Source organism: Methylomonas sp. MK1 (assembly GCF_000365425.1).
Classification (GTDB): domain Bacteria; phylum Pseudomonadota; class Gammaproteobacteria; order Methylococcales; family Methylomonadaceae; genus Methylomonas.
This window is the reverse complement of sequence record NZ_AQOV01000001.1, coordinates 1396167-1415868: the sequence shown is the minus strand read 5'-3', so window position 1 is coordinate 1415868 and position 19702 is coordinate 1396167. Positions and strand designations below refer to the sequence as shown.

General features: G+C 47.5%; 17 protein-coding genes. 11 read left to right on the top strand and 6 right to left on the bottom strand.

Translation table 11 applies throughout. The annotated features are described in order from the left end of the window. Positions 1 to 116 precede the first annotated feature (116 nt). Complete coding sequence (gene queA / locus G006_RS0106495) at positions 117 to 1136, top strand: tRNA preQ1(34) S-adenosylmethionine ribosyltransferase-isomerase QueA (protein WP_020482368.1); 1020 nt, start codon at positions 117 to 119, stop codon at positions 1134 to 1136. 20 nt (positions 1137 to 1156) lie between these two features. Here the strand turns inward: queA and G006_RS0106490 are convergent, their stop codons facing one another. The 6 genes from G006_RS0106490 to G006_RS27605 all read right to left on the bottom strand — a co-directional run bounded on the left by G006_RS0106490 (position 1157) and on the right by G006_RS27605 (position 9497). Beyond that, positions 1157 to 1618 carry a type IV pilin protein gene (locus tag G006_RS0106490; RefSeq protein WP_026146895.1) on the bottom strand — a complete coding sequence of 154 codons (462 nt, stop codon included), beginning with the start codon at positions 1616 to 1618 and terminating at the stop codon, positions 1157 to 1159. Between the two features lie 183 nt (positions 1619 to 1801). After that, positions 1802 to 6847 carry a PilC/PilY family type IV pilus protein gene (locus G006_RS25085; RefSeq protein ID WP_020482366.1) on the bottom strand — a complete coding sequence of 1682 codons (5046 nt, stop codon included), beginning with the start codon at positions 6845 to 6847 and terminating at the stop codon, positions 1802 to 1804. 52 nt (positions 6848 to 6899) lie between these two features. Beyond that, complete coding sequence (locus G006_RS28605; protein WP_020482365.1) at positions 6900 to 7400, bottom strand: pilus assembly PilX family protein; 501 nt, start codon at positions 7398 to 7400, stop codon at positions 6900 to 6902. Between the two features lie 8 nt (positions 7401 to 7408). Beyond that, positions 7409 to 8449 (bottom strand): PilW family protein, encoded by a 1041-nt coding sequence (locus tag G006_RS0106475; RefSeq protein ID WP_020482364.1) that lies wholly within the window; start codon positions 8447 to 8449, stop codon positions 7409 to 7411. Then, entirely contained in the window at positions 8446 to 8946 is a 501-nt protein-coding gene (pilV, locus tag G006_RS0106470; RefSeq protein WP_033194084.1) for a type IV pilus modification protein PilV, read from the bottom strand. Before pilV ends, G006_RS0106475 begins: the two co-directional genes overlap by 4 nt. Further along, positions 8937 to 9497 carry a GspH/FimT family pseudopilin gene (locus tag G006_RS27605; RefSeq protein WP_026146893.1) on the bottom strand — a complete coding sequence of 187 codons (561 nt, stop codon included), beginning with the start codon at positions 9495 to 9497 and terminating at the stop codon, positions 8937 to 8939. The genes pilV and G006_RS27605 overlap by 10 nt, the downstream gene beginning before the upstream one ends. Positions 9498 to 9911: 414 nt before the next feature. Between G006_RS27605 and G006_RS0106460 the strand changes: the two genes are divergently transcribed. From G006_RS0106460 to G006_RS0106415, 10 genes are read left to right on the top strand one after another with little or no spacing between them, the layout of a single operon-like run. Beyond that, on the top strand, positions 9912 to 10274 hold the full coding sequence (locus tag G006_RS0106460; protein ID WP_026146892.1) for a response regulator: 363 nt from the start codon (positions 9912 to 9914) through the stop codon (positions 10272 to 10274). A gap of 39 nt (positions 10275 to 10313) precedes the next feature. Continuing rightward, the gene (locus G006_RS0106455) at positions 10314 to 12392 is read left to right on the top strand and encodes a chemotaxis protein CheA (protein WP_020482361.1); all 2079 of its coding nucleotides are present in this window, start codon (positions 10314 to 10316) and stop codon (positions 12390 to 12392) included. A gap of 19 nt (positions 12393 to 12411) precedes the next feature. Further along, a complete protein-coding gene (locus G006_RS0106450) occupies positions 12412 to 12927 on the top strand; it encodes a chemotaxis protein CheW (protein ID WP_020482360.1) in 516 nt (171 codons plus the stop codon). Positions 12928 to 12969: 42 nt separating this feature from the next. Next, on the top strand, positions 12970 to 15315 hold the full coding sequence (locus G006_RS0106445; protein ID WP_020482359.1) for a methyl-accepting chemotaxis protein: 2346 nt from the start codon (positions 12970 to 12972) through the stop codon (positions 15313 to 15315). Between the two features lie 45 nt (positions 15316 to 15360). Further along, entirely contained in the window at positions 15361 to 15867 is a 507-nt protein-coding gene (locus tag G006_RS0106440; RefSeq protein WP_020482358.1) for a chemotaxis protein CheW, read from the top strand. Beyond that, positions 15864 to 16625 (top strand): ParA family protein, encoded by a 762-nt coding sequence (locus G006_RS0106435; protein WP_020482357.1) that lies wholly within the window; start codon positions 15864 to 15866, stop codon positions 16623 to 16625. Before G006_RS0106440 ends, G006_RS0106435 begins: the two co-directional genes overlap by 4 nt. Further along, positions 16625 to 17134 carry an STAS domain-containing protein gene (locus G006_RS0106430; protein ID WP_020482356.1) on the top strand — a complete coding sequence of 170 codons (510 nt, stop codon included), beginning with the start codon at positions 16625 to 16627 and terminating at the stop codon, positions 17132 to 17134. The genes G006_RS0106435 and G006_RS0106430 overlap by 1 nt, the downstream gene beginning before the upstream one ends. Positions 17135 to 17158: 24 nt before the next feature. Beyond that, positions 17159 to 17995 (top strand): CheR family methyltransferase, encoded by an 837-nt coding sequence (locus G006_RS0106425; protein WP_020482355.1) that lies wholly within the window; start codon positions 17159 to 17161, stop codon positions 17993 to 17995. Beyond that, entirely contained in the window at positions 17992 to 18630 is a 639-nt protein-coding gene (gene cheD, locus G006_RS0106420; protein ID WP_020482354.1) for a chemoreceptor glutamine deamidase CheD, read from the top strand. The genes G006_RS0106425 and cheD overlap by 4 nt, the downstream gene beginning before the upstream one ends. Before the next feature lie 9 nt (positions 18631 to 18639). Then, complete coding sequence (locus tag G006_RS0106415) at positions 18640 to 19701, top strand: protein-glutamate methylesterase/protein-glutamine glutaminase (protein WP_020482353.1); 1062 nt, start codon at positions 18640 to 18642, stop codon at positions 19699 to 19701. The last annotated feature ends 1 nt before the right edge of the window (position 19702 follow it).

The window sequence follows — 19702 nt, the reverse complement described above, 5'->3', positions numbered from 1 at the left end:
TTCCATCATACAAACTGATCTAACGTATTAAAAAACCTCAAATAAATTCTCCTTTACCTGTCTTGTGGCTGATAAAGTCCCAAGATTGTTCAAAAGTCATTTAAATACTATTCGGAATGAAAAAGAGCGACTTTAATTACCAGTTGCCGGAGCAACTTATTGCCCAGTATCCGCTGCCGGAACGGAGCGCCAGTCGATTGCTACGTCTGGATAGACAAAGTGCGGCAATTACAGACTGCCAGTTTGCCGATTTTGTCGACATGATAAGCAGCAACGATTTATTGGTTTTTAACAATACCAAAGTAATGCCGGCTCGCTTGTTTGCACATAAGTCAAGCGGCGGTAAAGTCGAAATATTGATCGAGCGTATCGAGGATGCTCATACAGCGCTTGCTCATGTTAAAGCAAGTAAGTCGCCAAAGACCGATGCCTTGTTGACCTTGGAGAATGGCGCGGTATGCAGGGTTATGGGTAGACATAACGATTTATTCAGGCTGTGGTTTGAAGCGGAAGCAGGCTTGTTGGCGCTATTGGACGAAGTAGGGCATATGCCGCTGCCGCCCTATATTAGTCGTGTTGACGAAGTGAGCGACTTGGATCGTTATCAAACCGTATTTGCCGAGCAATTGGGTGCCGTGGCGGCACCCACTGCCGGCTTACATTTCGATCAAGCAATGTTGGATCGCTTAGATCAAAAAGGCGTAGCGCGCAGTTTCGTCACTTTGCACGTCGGCAGCGGCACGTTTCGCCCGGTACGCGTCGAAGACTTATCCGAGCATGTGATGCATAAAGAATCTTACGCCGTCTCGCAAGCTTGCGTGGACGCGGTAAATCAAGCAAGGGTCAGAGGTGGTCGGGTCGTGGCTATAGGTACCACGGCGGTAAGGGCTTTAGAGTCAGCGTCACGCAACGGCGGTTTGCAAGCTGGATTCGGCGATACCGATTTATTTATTACGCCAGGGTACTCGTTTAAAGCAGTGGATGCTCTGCTGACCAACTTTCATTTGCCGGAGTCGACATTGCTAATGTTGGTTTCGGCATTCGCGGGTTATGACGCAGTGATGAACGCGTATCGGCATGCTATTGATCAGCGGTATCGATTTTTCAGCTATGGCGATGCGATGCTAGTTATCTGAGCGCTTGCTCAGCCAGGGTTTTATCTGCTCCAACATGTGGAGGCATCTAATGTTGCGCTCGCTACTGTTTTGCTGCCGGTATTGTCTATTAATAAGGTACCGCATTTGTCACTGGCTTGGGCTCCGGCCGGAACCGCGCTCAAGGTATAGCTACTAGCACTGGCGCCACTAATAGTTACCGTGTAAAAGCCGGCGGTTTCTGTTGGGATCGTATAGATCGATGGTGTCCCGGTATCGCCGGTTGATGACCCACAACCGGTTACCGCAGTTCCTCCCGCAGCGGCGTCACAAAAGGTATTGGCTTCCGTAAAACGTCGCTCCATGGCATTGGTTAGTCCGAGCAATACGCCTTTGACATCCGCTCTTCGCGATTTGCGTACACTCTCTTGATAGCCAGGTATCGCGACGCCTGCAAGTATGCCGATGATCGCCACTGTAACCATTAACTCTATAAGAGTTACGCCTTGTTGTGTTTTGTTCATTTTAATTTTGACCGGTTTGGGTTTTATCGTTTATTGAAATATGTAAGCCTGTTATCTCATATCGGTTTAATTCAGTGAATACAGGCAAATTCGTACGACTAAACCCCGATTAACCAAAAGTCACAGGCATTAAATTCTTAGTATCAGACTAATTCCAAAATAAGTTCTCAACAACTGAGCTATCTATCTCAATTGGCGCCAAGAAGTTCTTTTGCCGCCACCTCCTCCTCCGCCAGGGGTAGTTGGGTTTTCTTTAAATTTCATTTTGTCGATGCTCTCGCTACCTGATCCGATACCAATATTCCCAACAAGGCTAAGATTCTTATGTATACCAATGCCCATGTCAAAGCCAGTAGCGGCAACTAATTTGCCATTAATTAGCATAAGGTCATTTACGTCAGCTTTACCATCATTACCGAATAGATCGAAAGAGGCTGTAGAGGGGCGTTTACCTGTGATTGCCTCCACAGTCATGACGCGGCTCACACCGCCGCCCGAACATGGGTCAGCACTCGGAATCATTGTCGAGAAAATCACTAAATCTAGATACATCACCGGTGGACTAACGACTCTTTCACCTTGAGCGATATTCGTGGGCTTAAGGAGGTTCATAGCCCAGCCCTTTTTAAGATTGGCTGCATTGCACGTGGTGGTGGGCGTATCGTCGTCCGTTGATGGAATGGTTGCCACCGAGTAACACACAGTATTTCTAGAGCTTACCCGTACCACGCCTGTACCCTCTACGCCGGCAGAGTTTTTGGGTTTACCCTCATATGTGATAGTTTGCTCTTGTAGTTTCGCTCTGTCGGTGATTGCCCCAGAGTTGTCATCCCACAGGCCGTAAAAAGACTGAACCTGTGGACTTGTCGGTATGACGTTGTCAGTAGTCTCAAAATATTTGCCTGTACCAAAATACACCATAATGCCACCGGTTTGCTCTGAGCCAACTGCACCAACACTAGGTTTTCCGGTAATCGGTTGACGGTTTGCCGATGTGCATGATGTGCCTGTTGTGGTGCAGGCGACGAATAGTGGCGCGCCACTGTTAGCAATAGTCCAACTAGTTGCGGAGGTCGTGCCTACGTTGAATTTCCAAAGGTTCCCGTAGAGATCCCCGGCGTAAATGGTGTCTACAATTGTGTCCCCGTCAGTATCAACCGCCTTTGGTGATGACAGACCATTTTTTTGTGCGGCGTCACCGACTCCGGTATCAAATTTTTTGATTAACGCGCCTGTTTTGGCATTCAATACAAACAACACTGCCTTACCCGCGTCGCTGTTATAACCATTCGCAACGATAACGGCCCAAGTGCCGTCTTTCATTCTTGCGATAGCGGGTTGACCTATTGTATAACCTAGGTCATTGTCATCCGCGTTAGAGAACTCCCATAAAACGCTGCTGGCGCCAAACGTATCCGGATTAGTGACGTCGAGCGCGAATGCGGCCCTGCCTCCGGCCCCCGTGACACCTGCGAGAAGGGTATGCCAGCTCGAATCGTAATACACATCGCCAAAGCTTGATATGCCGTCAATAAAATATTGGTGGGCATATGTAAGCGATGTCAACTTGCTTAGTTCCGGGAATAGAGCATTCGGAATATAAGCAAAAACCTCCGTACCGCCAGTGGTGATCGAGCCGGAGTTCTTTTTGGCGTCGAACCCATGCATCATGCCGTCATTGGCACCCACGTAAATCATAGGTCTGCGATTTTGGTAACTCGTGCTGGCGCGAAACGAAGTGTAGTCGCTACCTTCTGCTCCGGGTAGTGAACTGTATCCGAAGTCATCGGTTCCAACATAGACCGGGTCGGAGTTTACGATGTCACCGAGCTTGTTGGTAGCAATCGTGCCATTAGCGAGATCGGTGCTGTTTTCAAGGAAAGTGCCGTCAAATTTCTTGATTCTGTTTCTAAAGTTTCCGCTGCCCAAGCGCTGTTCGTTTGTGTTATCCCCGCGCAACCAATTGAGCCGTAACTCACCTTTGCCGTCAGCAGTACCCGATATTTGGTTTAAATAGTCCTGCTGCGAACTGCCTGTTGGCGCGGTGGTTAAGTTTGCCCATCGAAACTCTATACCGCGTGGAGCACTGGTTAACGTTGGGTTGAGGGTATAAATTTTGCGGCTACCCGGTGTCGGTAACTTTGTAGCAGCGTCCCAGTTGAGATTGTTTGTTTCCAGTACGCCAGTAGTGTCATTGATCGGGATCGCCAACAAATGTCCGCTCCAGTCTCTTGGATCGAATTTGGCTTGATAAACCAATGTCCCGGTATTTAATTTTGCGGTATTGGCTGCTACCGCAGAAGAAGAGCTCACGTTGCTGAGTATTTTGGCGAAAGCTTTTCCCAATTGTTCGGAAAGTTTACCTGCATTGGTTACCAGAAAATATCCGTCAGGAGTACCATTTTTATCTTCGTCCCATTCATTTTGGTCAAGAATGTTGTCTTTGTTTTTGTCGTTTACGCCCCATTTTGCCGCGTACCAGAGCGGGTCGTGTTTGACAAAGCTCGCTGAGGTGGTGGTGCCTACGGTAAATGTTCTGGATGCCGTGAGTGGTAAAGAGACGCCATCAGCCCAAGTACCACCAGGAAACTGACCTGGAGGTGTATCAAGAAAATAATCTTTATCATTTTCTCCGGCATCGGGTTTGTCACGTACTTCCAGGTAAACGCCGTCCTTGGTGGTACCGGAAATAACGTAACCCATGTGTTGGGTTATGCCGCCCGCGGCATAGGTTGAATTCAGATCGACCACTACTTGATTTGATGCATTAACAGTGAATGTGTATTCCACAATCGCATCCATATCATGATCAGCGGCTTGCTCGACGTCCTCGTAATTTATACGGAATTTTCCGTACGGGCGTCCGCCGTTAATGGAGGTATCTTTGTTGCCTGGAGTAACACCCGAGACAGGTTCTACAGTGTTGACAATCTTTTCCACATAAAAGTCTACAATCTGATTGGTGGGTTGAAAGCTGGTTGAGGTCGAGGTGATGCTGGACCCCGCTACGGATTTCGCGAACGGTACCAAGGTTACTATCTTGCCGTTGACCGGTATTTCGATTCTGGGGAGCGGCGAAGCCAATGCGACGGCCAACGTATCGGTTTTCTGATCGCCGGTAGCGGTGTTTAGGTCGGTTTGTCTGCCGTACAAAGCAATGCTGCCGGCATAAAAGCCACCTAATTTGGTGGGTTCTTCCGGCGCTAAGCCACGGATATTTTTAAAGCTGCTTGCCGATTTTGCCGTGGGGGCACCGTCGCTGATAATCCCCGATTGACCGATAAAAATATTGCTCGATTCGGATTCGTTACCCCATATTGTATCGGCTAAGGTCGATACATTCAGACCAGACAAATCACCTGAGAACGACGAGTCAAAATAGCTGCCGGGCAACTGATTGGTATCGTAGGATGCGTTTATATCGCTTATAACCAGTTGCATCGGTTTCGCACAGCTCAGATATTTACCGCCTGTATTTGAATATGGATCAAGCCAAGTCGGCAAAGGCAATCCTAGTGTTGCATCAGGGGTATCCGTGGCTGTTATGGAGTAGGCTGAGGTGGGGGCTGCTTTACCGGCAAAATAGCGTAATCCCTCGTACATCATTTCGGCTATAGGGTTACCCCATTCTGCTGCTTCACCTTCCGTTATTGCACGCGTGGTAATCCATCCAGAAGCGTAAGCGTGATCCGAGTAGTTGAAGGTGTTGATACGTAGGTTATTGATTGTCTTTACGATACCGTTGGTTGTGGTAAATATGCCTGTGGTAGGGTCTACTTCGTTAGTAAAAGATTCTATGTTTTTCCTGAGTACGCCGCCTGAGGTGTTCTTTTTATAAGACCCAGTTAGCAAGCCAAACGCCATCGAGTCGTTTTCGCCGTAGGTGTGTAGCAACCCGGTGGGTTTATAGATTGTGGTTGATCCACTTTTGTAGGCTTTGCAGTTGGCTTCCAATTTGCCGGTTTCGCAGACGTTAACATTGACACTGTAGTCGGTGATGCTAGAGGCGGTATTCGAGGTGTCCCAGCGCAATACGAAGCTGTCGTCGCCGTAAGCCTCCTCGTGGTGGTATTCAATATCGTAAGCGACACCAGCGGTGAGATGAATAGTGCCATTATTAGTATTGCAATTGCAGACGCCATGGCCTCCGTAATATCCTGCCACTACCGTACCGTTAATCAATACTTCTACTGCATCGTCGCCATCTACCGAAAATTTATAATTGAGACTGGCAGGAACAGTGATTTTTCCTTTTACAACGGTTAAATAACGTTCGGTACGTTCAGGATTACCATTGGCCTCCAGTCTAGTCATATTGTCAGTGCGGCGTAAGTTACCGGTGGTGCCGTAATTAGTAACAAATGTTGCATACTCCGCAGCGCTCGATGGATGGGCGGGAGCAGTATCTCCGGTTCTATAAGTTTTTCTCTCCAAATTGCTGAATACTATATCGGGAACTACCGACCAGTTAGAGCTACCCGTGGTTGCACAGGCTGTACGGCTGCCGTTATCGCAATCGCTACCGGCCACGGGCCGTTCGATGGAAACCCATTCCCAAACGCGGTAGGAAGTATCATTTAAGACGCGCATCAGGGGTTGGCCGGTGTAACTTAAGGACACATTTGCAAATAGGTGGCTTTTCCCCGTAGCGGGCTCGGCCAACGGTGTGTAGTCTGAGATAAGGTATCCCGGGTTATTGCTAGGATTGTATTCCTTACCCCATGAATGGGCATCTTGAGGGATAAATGAGCGCTTAAGTACGGTCTTCGAGGTGGTGTCGTCGCCTCGGTAACCGCCGTATAGTACCTTGCGGAGAGCGTCAATACGCGCGGTTGTAATGTAGTTAAGAAAATCACCGCTCCAGTCGCCGTCCACCGATGAACAGGTTTTATCAGTAGCTGATGGTGTTTTTGCTTTCGGTGTAAAGTATCCTCCGTCGCTGTCCACGTAATCGTAACAACGATGCGAGTCGAAATACCCGAAGTAGTCGATGCTTGGTTTATAGCCAACGTCAATTAACCCATCGCCGTTAAGGTCAGAGGCATCGTTATAGGCTTCGTAATAGAGCTTGTGGTCGCGGCCCATGGTAAGCATGACGATAGGCGGAACGCTGGAGGTTAGAAATAAGGGTTGTTGAGAAATACCTGCCGAAGCGTTGAGCCCTGGTACCAATGTCTGAGACAGAATCAGCAAAAAATAGGCTTTTACTTGGAGTTGCTTAGTTTTCATGATTTTGCCCTCTGCGTGTTTCTGTCTGAAAATAAATAGTCGGTGTGACTAACTAAATTTGGTAAATAGACTGAAGCATGACGATAGTGTCTGCTGTGCCGCCGGTTGCTCTGGCGGTAATTCGATAGTTATGTGTGCCGGGGCATGCCGCTGGTGCGGGTAAGCAGCCCAAATCTTCGATTATGTAACGGGGATTAGCGCTGAGGTTTGACAAAACGCCCGTGTAAAGTACCGAATCATTGTCGTCCCAACTTATGCTGTCCCAAACTTCCGAGGTTTCCGCAGTAGCGGTATTGCAATCTTTATCGCGAGGTTTGAATCTGCCGGCGGCTTGGCTGCAGGTATAGGCATGTGTATTTAGCCAAGTTTCCCCGGCTTGCAAGGCGGACTCCGCCGCTTGAAAGGCAAGATTACGGTCACGCATATTGCCGGCCATTTTTTCTTCCAGACTGGTGACATTGGTGCCCGTCACGCCAATGATCGTCAGAAGCATCAGTATGATTAAGCTGACGATTAGCACCGCACCCGTTTGTTTTATTTTCGACTTATTCATGGTGCCACCTATTGCAACCGATTACGCACTGCAAGCGTCGCGTTGAACACGCGGCGAATTCGCCGGTCACCTGGGTTAATGCCAGTGTTCCCGTTGTAATCGTAAGTGAGGGTCTGCGAGGCTAGGTTCTCGCTGGTGCGCGCCAAGAGCGAGATACGCACGCTGGCGACATCGGTGATATCGGTGACGTTAGCTGCGGTTTTATATTGGTTGGCTACACCGTCGGCATCGGTATCTTCGCCATAGAGAATTTGCAGGTTTTCTATGCCATCCAATATTTCAACAGGATTGGCGGCACTTGCGGCCTTGGTGTTGTCGTATCGCCAAAGAGCCGGTTCGCCGCTTGCGCCTGGGCGGATGAAATAGCTGTATGCGCGGTACGCAAAGACTTCCGAGCTGGTTTTGTAGCACGGTGGGGAAGCGCAAGTTGCCGGCAAAGACACCGCATTGTGCTTTATCAGTGTCGAGGTAGTGCCTGTGGTGGCCCGGAAAAGGTCGGCGTTGCTACAGCTGGATATTAAAACCGGATCACCATCAGCTATGCCGCAGGTATTGGAACTGGAAATTTGTATATCCGAGGTTGCGCTTGCCATATCTGCTGACAAATAACCGCCGCAACTTTCACCGAAAACTACTGTTATCACATCGGTGCCAGGGGTAATCGGAGTGGTTAAACCTGACAAGGCAGCCGGTAAGGCTGGGGACCAAGTGGCTGTTGCCGGCGATGCCTCACTGCCGTTGTAGCCGACGATAATAGAGGCGGGCGTTGGTGCAATAATCGGCGCGGCGGCCGTATTGGTGGGTGTTAAATCGGTGATGGAAATACAGCCTTGAAAACCGCTTAAGCGCAAGTCTTTGCTGAGTATTTCCAACGCATAACGGCTGTTTTCTTGTAACCGGGATAAGCCTTCCTGCATCCCGTAAGTCTGCTTCGCGTTAACGAAAATCTTAATTACCCCGCCTAATAGGAATGCGCCTAGAAGCAGCGCAATCATAATTTCTATGAGAGTCATGCCTGTTTGCAGGAAATAGATCTGATTTTTTTTCATGGCTGAAAACTCATTACAAACCGTTGCGTCGCAGCCCCATCGTGGTCGTCATCCCACCAGATTTTTACTGCATACGCATCGCCTATCCCGTCGCAGTTGTGTGCGGATTTTGAATTTCCGTCCCCCGGGGTTTTGTCCTTACAAACCACACCTTCGCCGCTAGGTAATTGATTTCTTAACTGGTCGTTCCATTGTTTTAAATCGTAACCAGCCATTTGTGCGGGTGTGCAAGTGTTCGCCAAGCAATTGTTATTGGTTTCTGCTTGATTGTCGTAGTTACCCACAGCATTTGCTCGTACTCGGTCAGCTATATCGTAAGCAAGCAAAGTGGCCTGTGAGCGAAAATATGCACTTTGATTGTTTCGCAGGCTTGTGGATTGCAAGCCAGCCAGGCCAAGCAATCCTAGCGCTAGAATAACCACTGCTATAAGGACTTCAATCAGTGTGAATCCATGGTTATGATTTACGGGCTGTCCGCTTAGGTTTCTCAAGGGCATGTTCCTGTCGCCGCTGATGTTCTCGGGCGTCCAATAGGATTGATGACAATTGTTCGCTGTGGCATCGATGTTCCTGAATCGCTGCATAAGGTGAAAGTATCACCAACGCCGGCTTTACTTAAGCCATTTGGCAAATATGCCGCATAATCTTTATATGAGCTATTGCCTGTTCTTAGGGTTAAATTTCCTGGTAAGGCCGAATAGGTTTTTAAAAGACAATCTTCAGTCGCTTCACACAGCGTGGAATTTCCGTTGTCTGAGAATGTATTGTTGCCATCCCTATCCACAAAAATATCCCAACCGCTTTCCCACTGTGTACTAGTTGCTCCCTTGCGTCTTACGGTCACTTGTAAGCCCCGCTTAACGGCCTCGCTTCGCGCCAAATTCAATGCGGTGACTAATTCGTTCGCTGATGTGGTTAAACGGTTGTTGCTGATAATCGATGTAAAGCTTGGAATTGCAATACCCACCAGAACGCCGGCGATAGCGATGGTCACCATCAGCTCGACCAGCGTGAATCCTTTAGATGTTTCGGTGAATAATTTTTGCATAATTTATTGGATTGTGACTCACGTGGTTGGGCGGAAATGAACTCAAACTCTGTTGCTGTTATTTGCCGCTCCGACCTATGAGAAGTTCATTTCTACTGCGCGAACGGGGAAGCGGTGGCTCGTCAAAATCGAATTTGAAGATAGCACAGGATTTAACAAAGTTATGCGAGTTAAACCACAATCGCAATGTGAGTGTTTTCAGATATTCGCCCAAAATGGCGATCTCCGCAATGAAGCGTCTTAGATTTTTAAAATGAGTGTTTTTCGGCAAGATCAGCTTTCTCTAACTACAATCTTAACGGAGCTTAGCTACAATCACAGCAATGTAAAATTCTAATCAGGTGAACTGGCAATCGCAGTTTGCACGGGTTTGACAGTTTTAAATTATGATCGATAAATTTGGAGGAGAAAATTGTGGCAACAATTCTTGCTGTAGACGATTCCGCATCAATGAGGCAGATGGTGGCGTTTACCTTAAAAGGCGCGGGTTATAACGTGGTGGAAGCTGTTGATGGAGCGGATGCCTTGAACAAAGCCAAAGCGCAAGCTTTCGATTGCGTGGTTACCGATGTGAATATGCCAAACAAGGACGGAATTGAGTTGATTAGAGACTTACGCGCTTTGCCCAACTACAAGTTTACGCCAATGTTGATGCTAACCACTGAGGCGGGAACGGATAAAAAGCAGCAGGGCAAAGATGCCGGTGCAACCGGCTGGATAGTGAAGCCATTCAATCCAGACCAGCTCTTGAAAACGATCAAAAAAGTGATGGGCTAAATATCCGCCTCTTCAGAGACATCAGCACCGGGTAATTCTATGTCAATCGATATGGCGCAATTTCATCAGGTTTTTTTCGAAGAAAGTTTCGAAGGGCTTGACGCGATGGAATCTGGATTGCTCAATCTTGATTTGGGGGATGTTAACGTCGAAGACATCAACACCATTTTCCGCGCCGCGCATTCTATAAAAGGCGGTAGCGGGACTTTCGGTTTTACCGCGGTTTCCGACTTTACCCATGTCATGGAGACCTTGCTCGATGAAATGCGCGACGGCCGTAGAAAAATCACCCAACCCGCGGTTGATGTGTTGTTGGGGTCAGTCGATTGCCTGCGAGATATGCTGCAATCGATACAAAACGGTAGTGAAGTAGACCAATCCGATGTGGCTGAGCATAAATTAGCCTTGGATAGCGAACTGAATAACGCTGTTCCGAACATTCCCTCGGCTGGAAAACAGACAGCAAAAGCCTCTACGGTTCTGTCTGCTGATGATGTTAAGCAAATAGCGGGTTGGGTTATCGCATTCAGTCCGCACTTACATCTATTGAAGACCGGCAACGAGCCGGTACGGATGTTTAGGGAATTAGCGTCGCTGGGGAAGTTGACCACAACCGCAGACTTGCAAGGCGTGCCGAATCTTTACGATTTGGATCCTGAAGAGTGTCATTTGTCGTGGAAGTTGGAGGTGTCGGGCGATATCCCGGAAACGGAAATCGACGAGATTTTCGATTGGGTTGAGGACGATTGCGATTTGGCTAAACAACCGATCTACAAAACGTCCACAAGTTCTACACAAGCCGATGTGTCAGCAGACATAGCGATAAAACCCGTTACAAATAGCGTTGCTAGAGAAATAAGCGCTGAGTTTACAAGTACCGAAGAATCCGAGGCCAATGCGGTAGACCGTAAAAACGGTAAAAAAGAGGACGCAAAAGCCGCACCGAAAGGTTCAAGTTCCATTCGTGTGGATACTAGTAAAATCGATACCTTGATCAACATGGTCGGGGAGTTGGTCATTACGCAATCCATGCTCAGTTTGTTAGGTGAACATTTCGAACTTAATAAATTGGATCAATTGAAAAACGGTCTTTCCCAGTTAGAGCGACATACCCGCGAGCTGCAAGAAAGCGTGATGAACATTCGCATGCTGCCTATCAGTTTCGTGTTTAGCCGTTTCCCGCGATTGGCGCATGATATCAGCAGCAAACTCGGCAAAAAAATCGAACTTAAATTGGTGGGTGAAAACACCGAAGTGGATAAGACAGTTGTCGAATTGCTCAGCGATCCTCTGGTTCATTTAGTGAGAAACAGCCTGGATCATGGCATTGAAATGCCGGATGTCAGGCTGGCGGCCGGAAAGCCCGAAACGGGTACGGTGACTCTTGAGGCCTATCATCGCGGCGGCAATATCGTGATTGAAGTGACTGACGATGGTAAAGGCCTCGACAAAGATAAATTACGGGCCAAGGCAATTGAAAAGGGTTTGATCGATCCCGATGCAATCTTAAGCGATAAGCAAACATACGAGCTGATTTTTATGCCCGGGTTTTCTACGGCCGAAAAGCTTACCGATATTTCCGGTCGCGGCGTAGGCATGGATGTGGTACGACGTAATATCCAGGCCTTGGGCGGCAACATAGAAATCCTTTCCGAGTTGGGCAAAGGATCAACCATTTCCATTCACCTCCCACTCACTCTGGCTATCCTTGATGGGCAGTCGATTGCGGTTGGCGACGAAACCTACATATTACCTTTGGGTTCTATTATCGAGTCACTCCATGTCAAGGAAGACAGGCTCAATCGAGTGGCGGGCAAAGGGGAAACTTTCCTGTTACGCGGCCAATATCTGCCGATTATCAGAATGCATCAAATTTTTAACGTACCCACCGCGAAAACCACCAAGCTAACCGAAGGTTTAATTGTAGTTGTCGAAGGGCAAGGTTTGCGTTGCGGATTGTTCGTAGATGATTTACTTGGGCAACAGCAAGTGGTGATCAAGTCGCTGGAAGCGAATTATCGACGGATTGAAGGTGTATCTGGTGCAACTATTCTGGGTGATGGTTCCGTGGCCCTGATTCTTGATATCCCCGGTCTCGTGCGTTTGTCCAATCAATAAACCTAATCTAAAGCGTGTCATGTCGGAAATAATCGAACACAGCATTACAGACCAGCAAGATGCCAAGCGGTTGGACACTAGTTTGCAGTTTTTAAGCTTTACCTTGGGCCAGGAAGAATATGGTGTAGATATTCTAAGAGTTCAGGAAATTCGCAGTTGGGAACCGGTATCGCGAATTCCTAATGTGCCTGCTTATGAAAAAGGCGTAGTCAATCTCCGCGGCGCGATTGTGCCTATCATCGACTTACGTGAGCGCTTTCAACTGGGACACAGTGACTATTCGCCTCTGACGGTAGTTGTGGTTTTGCAAGCGCGTATGGCCGATAAAACCAGGATCATCGGGGTTGTGGTGGATTCTGTTTCAGATGTTGTCGATGTGAATAAAAAAAGTATCCAAAGCGCGCCGAATTTTGGTGCAAAAGTCAGTACTGAATTTATCAATGGCCTGGTTTCAGTAAACGGCCGAATGGTGATGCTGTTGGATGTAGATAAATTATTAAAACTTGATGGCCTGGATGGTGAAGATGAAAGTTGAAAAAAGAGCTGTTTATGGCTGGGTTGTAACGGAGGATATGCAATGAAACTCAATCACCCTGTGACCGATCGCGAAGTCTTAATGAAGCCAGGCACCATTTTGGTCACGCGCACCAATTTGAAAGGCATTATTACCTATGCAAACGACGCTTTTATCGAAATCAGCGGCTTTAGCAAGGATGAGCTTGTGGGGGCTAATCATAATATGGTTCGCCATCCTGACATGCCGCCGGCAGCATTTGAAGATTTATGGACTTGTTTGAAGGCTGGACGCCCTTGGACCGCACCCGTTAAAAATAGGACCAAGACCGGAGATTATTACTGGGTAGAGGCAAACGTTACACCGGTGTTCAAGAATGGCAAAGTACAGGAATACCTGTCGGTTCGTTACGCGCCATCCAGGGAGCAAATTCAGCAGGCAGAATCCTTATATGAAAAACTGAATGCCAATAAAGCCACAATAAGGCCCAAGGGAATTAGTGCGGTAATCAAGAAATTATTGGAATTGGGCCTGTGGAAAAAAGTCGGGATTATCTACCTGATCTTTTTGTTGCCGACAATCAATTCCATTTACGACCATTACATGGAACAAAAGTACCCGGAGATGTTCCTGTTTTTGGGCTTGGCGGGATTTGCCTCAATATTGGGATACTCTGTGATTCGTAATGTCGTCAAGGCTTTAGAGAAGTCGATTAGTATTTCCTATCGCATGGCGGATGAGCAATTCCGGAATACGATAGATTTGGACCGTGGTGATGAGATCGGCGATTTCTATCGGGCTTTATACGGCATGCAGGTTAAATTGAATTCTGATTTGGCATATTCCAAACAAGTAGCATCAGAAGCGATGCGGATTAAACAAGCGCTCGACAATGTGCAGTCCTGTGTCATGGTGGCTAACAATGATTTAGACATCATTTATATGAATAAGACCGTGGTGGAAATGTTTCAAAATGCCGAAGCGGACATTCGTAAACAATTGCCTGACTTCAATGCCAGCAAGCTGATGGGCGCGAATATCGATCAATTCCATAAAAAACCCAGCCACCAACGCGGCCTTTTGGCAAATCTATCCAGCACGTTTAGTTCGGCGTTAGTGATTGGTAGTCGACACATGAATATTGTTGCCAATCCGGTTAATAACGACGAAAACGAGCGTATCGGCATCGTGGTCGAATGGTTGGATAGAACGCATGAAGTAAAAATCGAGCAGGAAATTGCCAGCATAGTGGAGGCGGTCAAGGCCGGTGAATTGTCCAGCCGGATCGAGATGGCCGATAAACAAGGCTTTTTCGAAACGCTTAGCGAAGGCATCAACGAACTAACCGATGTTATCGAAAACGTCTTCAGAGATGTTGGCAGTACCATGCAAAGTATGGCCTCCGGGGATTTGACCAATCGAATCACCAGTGATTACCAGGGCGTATATTTAAACTGTAAGAACGATATTAATACCACCATCGATAAACTGAACGAGATTTTCGGTCAAGTTAGCGAGTCCGCCCATTTTATTAATAACTCATCCCAAGAAATTGCCAGCGGTAACAACAATTTGTCGCAACGCGCCGAACAACAGGCCGCGAATTTGCAGGAAACTGCCGCCAGCATGGAGGAACTGACCAGCACTGTGAAAAATAATGCCGATAATGCCCAGCAAGCCAATGCAGTAGCTAATAACGCCAGAGAGTTGGCTGAAAAAGGTGGGAATGTGGTTAAGGCTGCGGTTTCTGCGATGCAGGAGATCAATGAAAGCAGTAATAAGATCGCCGATATTATTAGTGTTATTGATGAAATTGCCTTCCAAACCAATTTGTTGGCTTTGAATGCGTCAGTGGAAGCAGCTAGAGCAGGCGAGCAAGGTAGGGGCTTTTCAGTCGTTGCCACAGAGGTGAGAAATCTGGCACAACGCAGTGCCACTGCGGCCCGGGAGAGTAAAGAGCTTATTCAAACCAGTGTGCAAAAAGTCAGAGCTGGCACCGAGTTTGTGAACGAAACCGGTAAAGCTTTGAACGAAATTGTGGCTGGTGTGCAAAAGGTAGGGGATATTGTCGCGCAGATTGCCGACGCAAGTGTCGAGCAATCTGCGGGAATAGGCCAAGTGAATCAGGCAGTAGCGCAAATGGACGAAATTACCCAACAAAACGCGGCGTTAGCCGAAGAAGCATCCGCCGCCAGTGTTTCAATGAGTGACTTGTCGACCAATATGGTCGAAATGTTGGCGTTTTTCAAAACAGAAAAAAAATCCGGGCAGCAAAAAGTTGTTCATCATGCCGATAGTTCCAGCGTCGTTCGTGCAGAGGCCAATAGAGCGGCACCATCGCAACCGGTTCGTCAGCCGAGTAGTTTTAAGCAAACCTCCCAAGCCGACGACGAATGGCAGGATTTTTAGCGGAGTTGCTTGATTGACCAAACCATTAGATAGGGAATAGCCGCCATGACAGCCGATTTAGAATCCAATCAGCACGTTGAGCAATTTCTAACTTTCGAGTTAGAAGGCGAAGCATATGGCATCGAAATTTTGAAAGTCCAAGAAATCAGAGGCTGGGAGCCGATTAGAAAAATTCCCAATACGCCTGATTTTGTTAAAGGTGCGTTGAATTTGCGCGGTTCCATTGTGCCGATTGTCGATCTGCGCGAACGTTTTCAGATGCAAAAAGTTGAATATACGCCGGTGACGGTCGTTATTGTGATGAGTGTCAATACTGCTTCGGGTGCTTCGGTGATGGGCATCGTCGCCGATGCGGTATCGGATGTGTTGGATATTAAACTGTCCGATATAAAAGAAGCGCCGAATTTGGGTTCGAGAATCAATACTCAATATATGCGCGGCATGTTCGTCGGCAAGAAAAATATGGTGATGTTATTGGATGTCGATAAGCTTTTAAATCCGGAGGAGTTTGTCGATATTGCCGGGCTTGCTGCTATGTCAGAGGGTAAATGAGCGCGAGGATTGTAGCGGTCCTTAATCAGAAAGGCGGGGTAGGAAAAACCACAACTTCGGTCAATTTGACTCACGCGCTGGCTAAACTGGGTAAGAAAATTACGGTGATAGACTTTGACCCACAGAGTCATTTGGCCGTTTCGCTTGGTTCGGTAGATCCGCAAAAGAGTGGGATTGATAAGGTTTTGTTGGAAGGCGTAAGTCTCGCGGAGCAATTAATTCCGGTTAGAAAGAATCTGAATTTGGTGGTTGCCGGCCCTAGATTGCAGGAAATTGAGCAATTGACGGATGGTGGGGCCAGACGCGGCGATCTCCTCCGCAGCGCTTTGCTTGATGGCAATCGCGATGAAGATTTTATCTTTATCGATTGTCCACCTTCTTCTGGGGTATTGGTAGCCAATGCCTTGTTTGCCGCCGATGAAATATTGGTGCCGATGACCAGTGATTATCTAGCATTACAAGGATTGTCGCATTTGGTGGGAACCATCAAGAAATTCGAAAGCGCTTTGAAAAGGCCCTATAAATTTTCTCTGGTCATGTCCAGGTATATTCCGACCAGACGTATTTCAAAGGAGGTGTTGAGTGTCATACAAAAATACTTCCCAGGGCAAATTTTGGCGACCACCATTCGGGAAACTGCCTTACTTGCCGAGTGCCCCAGTTTCGGTAAAACCATTTTTGAATATCGCCCCGGCTGCCGTTCCGCACGAGATTTTACGGCACTTGCTAAAGATTTTTTGGAAGGGAGAATGATGTAATGGCGGAACAAGATGAAGATAGTTTGATCGGTTACGATCCTTTGGCTTGGATGCATCGATCAGATTTCAAGCAAGACTCACAAAAAGCCGAAGCTGCCGAATCAGCAGCGGATAGTTGGACAGAACTTGCGAGCCCGACAGAAGTGTCGTCAAACCTTGAGATGGACCTGAGTCAAGTGCCGGCCGATGTTTCTGAGCTATCTACGTCCGAAGGTGAGAGAGCGGTTTTGGTATTGGAGCCGGTACTGAATATTCAAAATGTGGCGGTTCTCCACCAACGCCTGACGCAGATGCTCAGCAATTTTGAGGCTATCGATATCGATGCTTCCGGTGTGACGATGATAGATACTGCGACTTTGCAACTGTTATTGATTTTAAAGCAAACCGCAATTGGCTTGCAGAAATCCATTTCTATCGATTTTCCTTCCGATAAATTTATTGAAGCATCGGAGTTGTTGGGGATTGCCGAAATGCTGGAAGTTGATCAGGCGGCATCCGGCTTCTTTTGATGGGGCACTACCCGAATATACAAAATGAAAGAAAAAGCGCGCGAGTTTGAATATACCCAAGCAGATTTTGATGTTCTAAGGAAAATATCCAACCAATATTCCGGAATCTTGGTGCCGGACGATAAATTTGACATGTTTTATTCGAGGTTGTCGAAACGGGTTCGCATGCTGGGCTTCACCAGCTTCAAACAGTATTGTCACTATTTGAAACACAACCCGGATACTGAGTTTACTGAATTTATTAATGCTGTCACCACTAACCTCACTTCTTTTTTTCGCGAAAATCACCACTTTGAATATTTAAGCAAGACGGTTGTACCGGGTTTGCTTAAAAAACATGCCGGGACTAAACAGATTAAAGTTTGGTCCGCAGGTTGCTCAACAGGTGAGGAGCCTTATTCTTTGGCGATGACCTTGAAGGAAAGCGTCCCGGCTGATTGGACTGTAAATATTCTGGCTACCGATCTTGATACGAATGTTTTGGCCATCGCCGCAACCGGCATTTACATGGCTGATCGCGTGACAGGAATAGCCGAGCAACGCCTCAAACGCTGGTTTCAAAAAGGAGTGGGTGGACAAGCGAACAAGGTGCGAGTTAAACCGGAATTGAAAGAATTGATAGAGTTTAAACAATTGAATTTGATGCAGGAGTGGCCCTTGAAAGGGTATTTTGATTTTATTTTTTGCCGAAACGTTTTGATTTATTTTGATCGGGAAACCAAGGCGATGTTAGCGAATCGTTACTGCGGCTTATTGGAGGAGGGCTCATATTTGTTCATTGGCCATTCAGAATCCTTGCATCAGCTCGATACCGGATTCAGTTTGGTAGGTAATACTATCTACAGGAAGTCGAGTAAGTGAGTCATGTGCCCCATGTGGAAAGATCGCTTATCGCCGGCTTCGAAAATGTCAATCGGTATTGGGATCAAGAAAATCAAATAGTGGCGGCAAAATTGATGCCCGGTGACTACTACGTCACCAAACAGGATGAAATGATTACTACCGTGCTGGGTTCTTGCGTGGCAGCTTGTATAAGGGATGTGGTGACCGGCGTCGGGGGGATGAATCATTTCATGTTGCCGGAGACCAGTAAAAGTCGTTTGAACGACAGAGACGAAGCCGTCGTTGGCAATGCCTCGCGCTATGGCAATTACGCGATGGAACATTTGATCAATGCTATTTTGAAAAATGGCGGTAAGCGTAAAAACTTGGAAGTTAAGTTGTTCGGCGGCGGCAAAATCATCGCTACCCTGGGTGATGTGGGAGCCAGAAACATTCAATTCGTTTTGGATTATGTGGATACTGAAGCGTTGAATCTGGTTTCTCATGATTTGGGCGATATTTATCCGCGTAAGGTGAATTTTTTTCCGCACACCGGACGGGTCAGAATGAAAAAAATTAAAGATTTACACAACCAAACTATCTTCCTGCGCGAGAAGCAATATAGTTCGAGTATCAAGGACGCACCGGTTGAAGGTAGCGTAGAGCTATTTTAGGAAACCAGGATGACAAAAATTAAGCTATTGATTGTTGATGACTCGGCATTAATTCGCCAAATGCTGACGCAAATTTTTAATGAGGCAGGCGATATTGAAGTAGTCGGCACGGCTAGTGATCCGATTATTGCTAGGGAAAAAATAAAGGCCTTGAATCCCGACGTATTAACGTTGGACGTAGAAATGCCGCGAATGGATGGCCTCACATTTTTACGTAATTTGATGCGCTTAAGGCCTATGCCGGTGGTCATGATTTCAACGTTGACCGAAAAAGGCGCCGAAGTGACCCTTGATGCGTTGGCGCTCGGCGCGGTTGATTTTGTGGCAAAACCAAAAGTCGATGTCTCCCATGGCTTACGAGCCTATGCCGATGAGATTATCGGTAAAATCAGGATGGCCGCTCAGGCAAAAGTCAAAGCTTTGGAAACCAATCGGGTTGATGTCCCTACCCTTAGTTCAGTGAATGAGAATGCAATTGGTACGATGAAAAAGCATTTCAAAACGACTCATAAAATCGTGGCGTTGGGTTCTTCAACGGGCGGCACCGAAGCGGTCAAGGAACTGGTGAAAAGTCTGCCGAGAACGGCGCCGGCGATTGTCATTACCCAACATTTGCCCCTCGCCTTCAGCGCTTCGTTTGCCAAACATGTAAACGAGGCTTCCGACATGACTGCCTGCGTGGCTAGCGATGGGCAGCTGATATTGCCCGGAAATATCTATATAGCGCCAGGTGATCAACATCTCATGGTTGTGAGAGATGGCGCTCGTTACGCGTGTCGCCTTGATGATGGTCCACCTGTCAACAGACATAAGCCTTCCGTGGATGTTCTGTTTCGATCAGTTGCCGAAAATGTTGGTAGCAATGCGGTTGGGGTTATGTTGACGGGCATGGGGGCGGATGGTGCCAGAGCCATGCTTGAAATGCGTGAGGCCGGAGCCATCAACATAGTGCAGGATGAAGCATCCAGTATAGTTTGGGGTATGCCTGGCGAAGCCTACAAACTGGGGGCCGCGCATCATGTGTTATCCTTGGGGAAAATAGCGGAAAAAATCCTGGCCCTGGTGGATTGAA

What these genes read in the sequence shown, in the direction of transcription:
- queA (WP_020482368.1), top strand. Translation starts at nt 117, where the DNA reads ATGAAAAAGAGCGACTTTAATTACCAGTTGCCGGAGCAACTTATTGCC.
- G006_RS0106490 (WP_026146895.1), bottom strand. Translation starts at nt 1,618, where the DNA reads ATGAACAAAACACAACAAGGCGTAACTCTTATAGAGTTAATGGTTACA.
- G006_RS25085 (WP_020482366.1), bottom strand. Translation starts at nt 6,847, where the DNA reads ATGAAAACTAAGCAACTCCAAGTAAAAGCCTATTTTTTGCTGATTCTG.
- G006_RS28605 (WP_020482365.1), bottom strand. Translation starts at nt 7,400, where the DNA reads ATGAATAAGTCGAAAATAAAACAAACGGGTGCGGTGCTAATCGTCAGC.
- G006_RS0106475 (WP_020482364.1), bottom strand. Translation starts at nt 8,449, where the DNA reads ATGAAAAAAAATCAGATCTATTTCCTGCAAACAGGCATGACTCTCATA.
- pilV (WP_033194084.1), bottom strand. Translation starts at nt 8,946, where the DNA reads ATGCCCTTGAGAAACCTAAGCGGACAGCCCGTAAATCATAACCATGGA.
- G006_RS27605 (WP_026146893.1), bottom strand. Translation starts at nt 9,497, where the DNA reads ATGCAAAAATTATTCACCGAAACATCTAAAGGATTCACGCTGGTCGAG.
- G006_RS0106455 (WP_020482361.1), top strand. Translation starts at nt 10,314, where the DNA reads ATGTCAATCGATATGGCGCAATTTCATCAGGTTTTTTTCGAAGAAAGT.
- G006_RS0106450 (WP_020482360.1), top strand. Translation starts at nt 12,412, where the DNA reads ATGTCGGAAATAATCGAACACAGCATTACAGACCAGCAAGATGCCAAG.
- G006_RS0106445 (WP_020482359.1), top strand. Translation starts at nt 12,970, where the DNA reads ATGAAACTCAATCACCCTGTGACCGATCGCGAAGTCTTAATGAAGCCA.
- G006_RS0106440 (WP_020482358.1), top strand. Translation starts at nt 15,361, where the DNA reads ATGACAGCCGATTTAGAATCCAATCAGCACGTTGAGCAATTTCTAACT.
- G006_RS0106435 (WP_020482357.1), top strand. Translation starts at nt 15,864, where the DNA reads ATGAGCGCGAGGATTGTAGCGGTCCTTAATCAGAAAGGCGGGGTAGGA.
- G006_RS0106430 (WP_020482356.1), top strand. Translation starts at nt 16,625, where the DNA reads ATGGCGGAACAAGATGAAGATAGTTTGATCGGTTACGATCCTTTGGCT.
- G006_RS0106425 (WP_020482355.1), top strand. Translation starts at nt 17,159, where the DNA reads ATGAAAGAAAAAGCGCGCGAGTTTGAATATACCCAAGCAGATTTTGAT.
- G006_RS0106415 (WP_020482353.1), top strand. Translation starts at nt 18,640, where the DNA reads ATGACAAAAATTAAGCTATTGATTGTTGATGACTCGGCATTAATTCGC.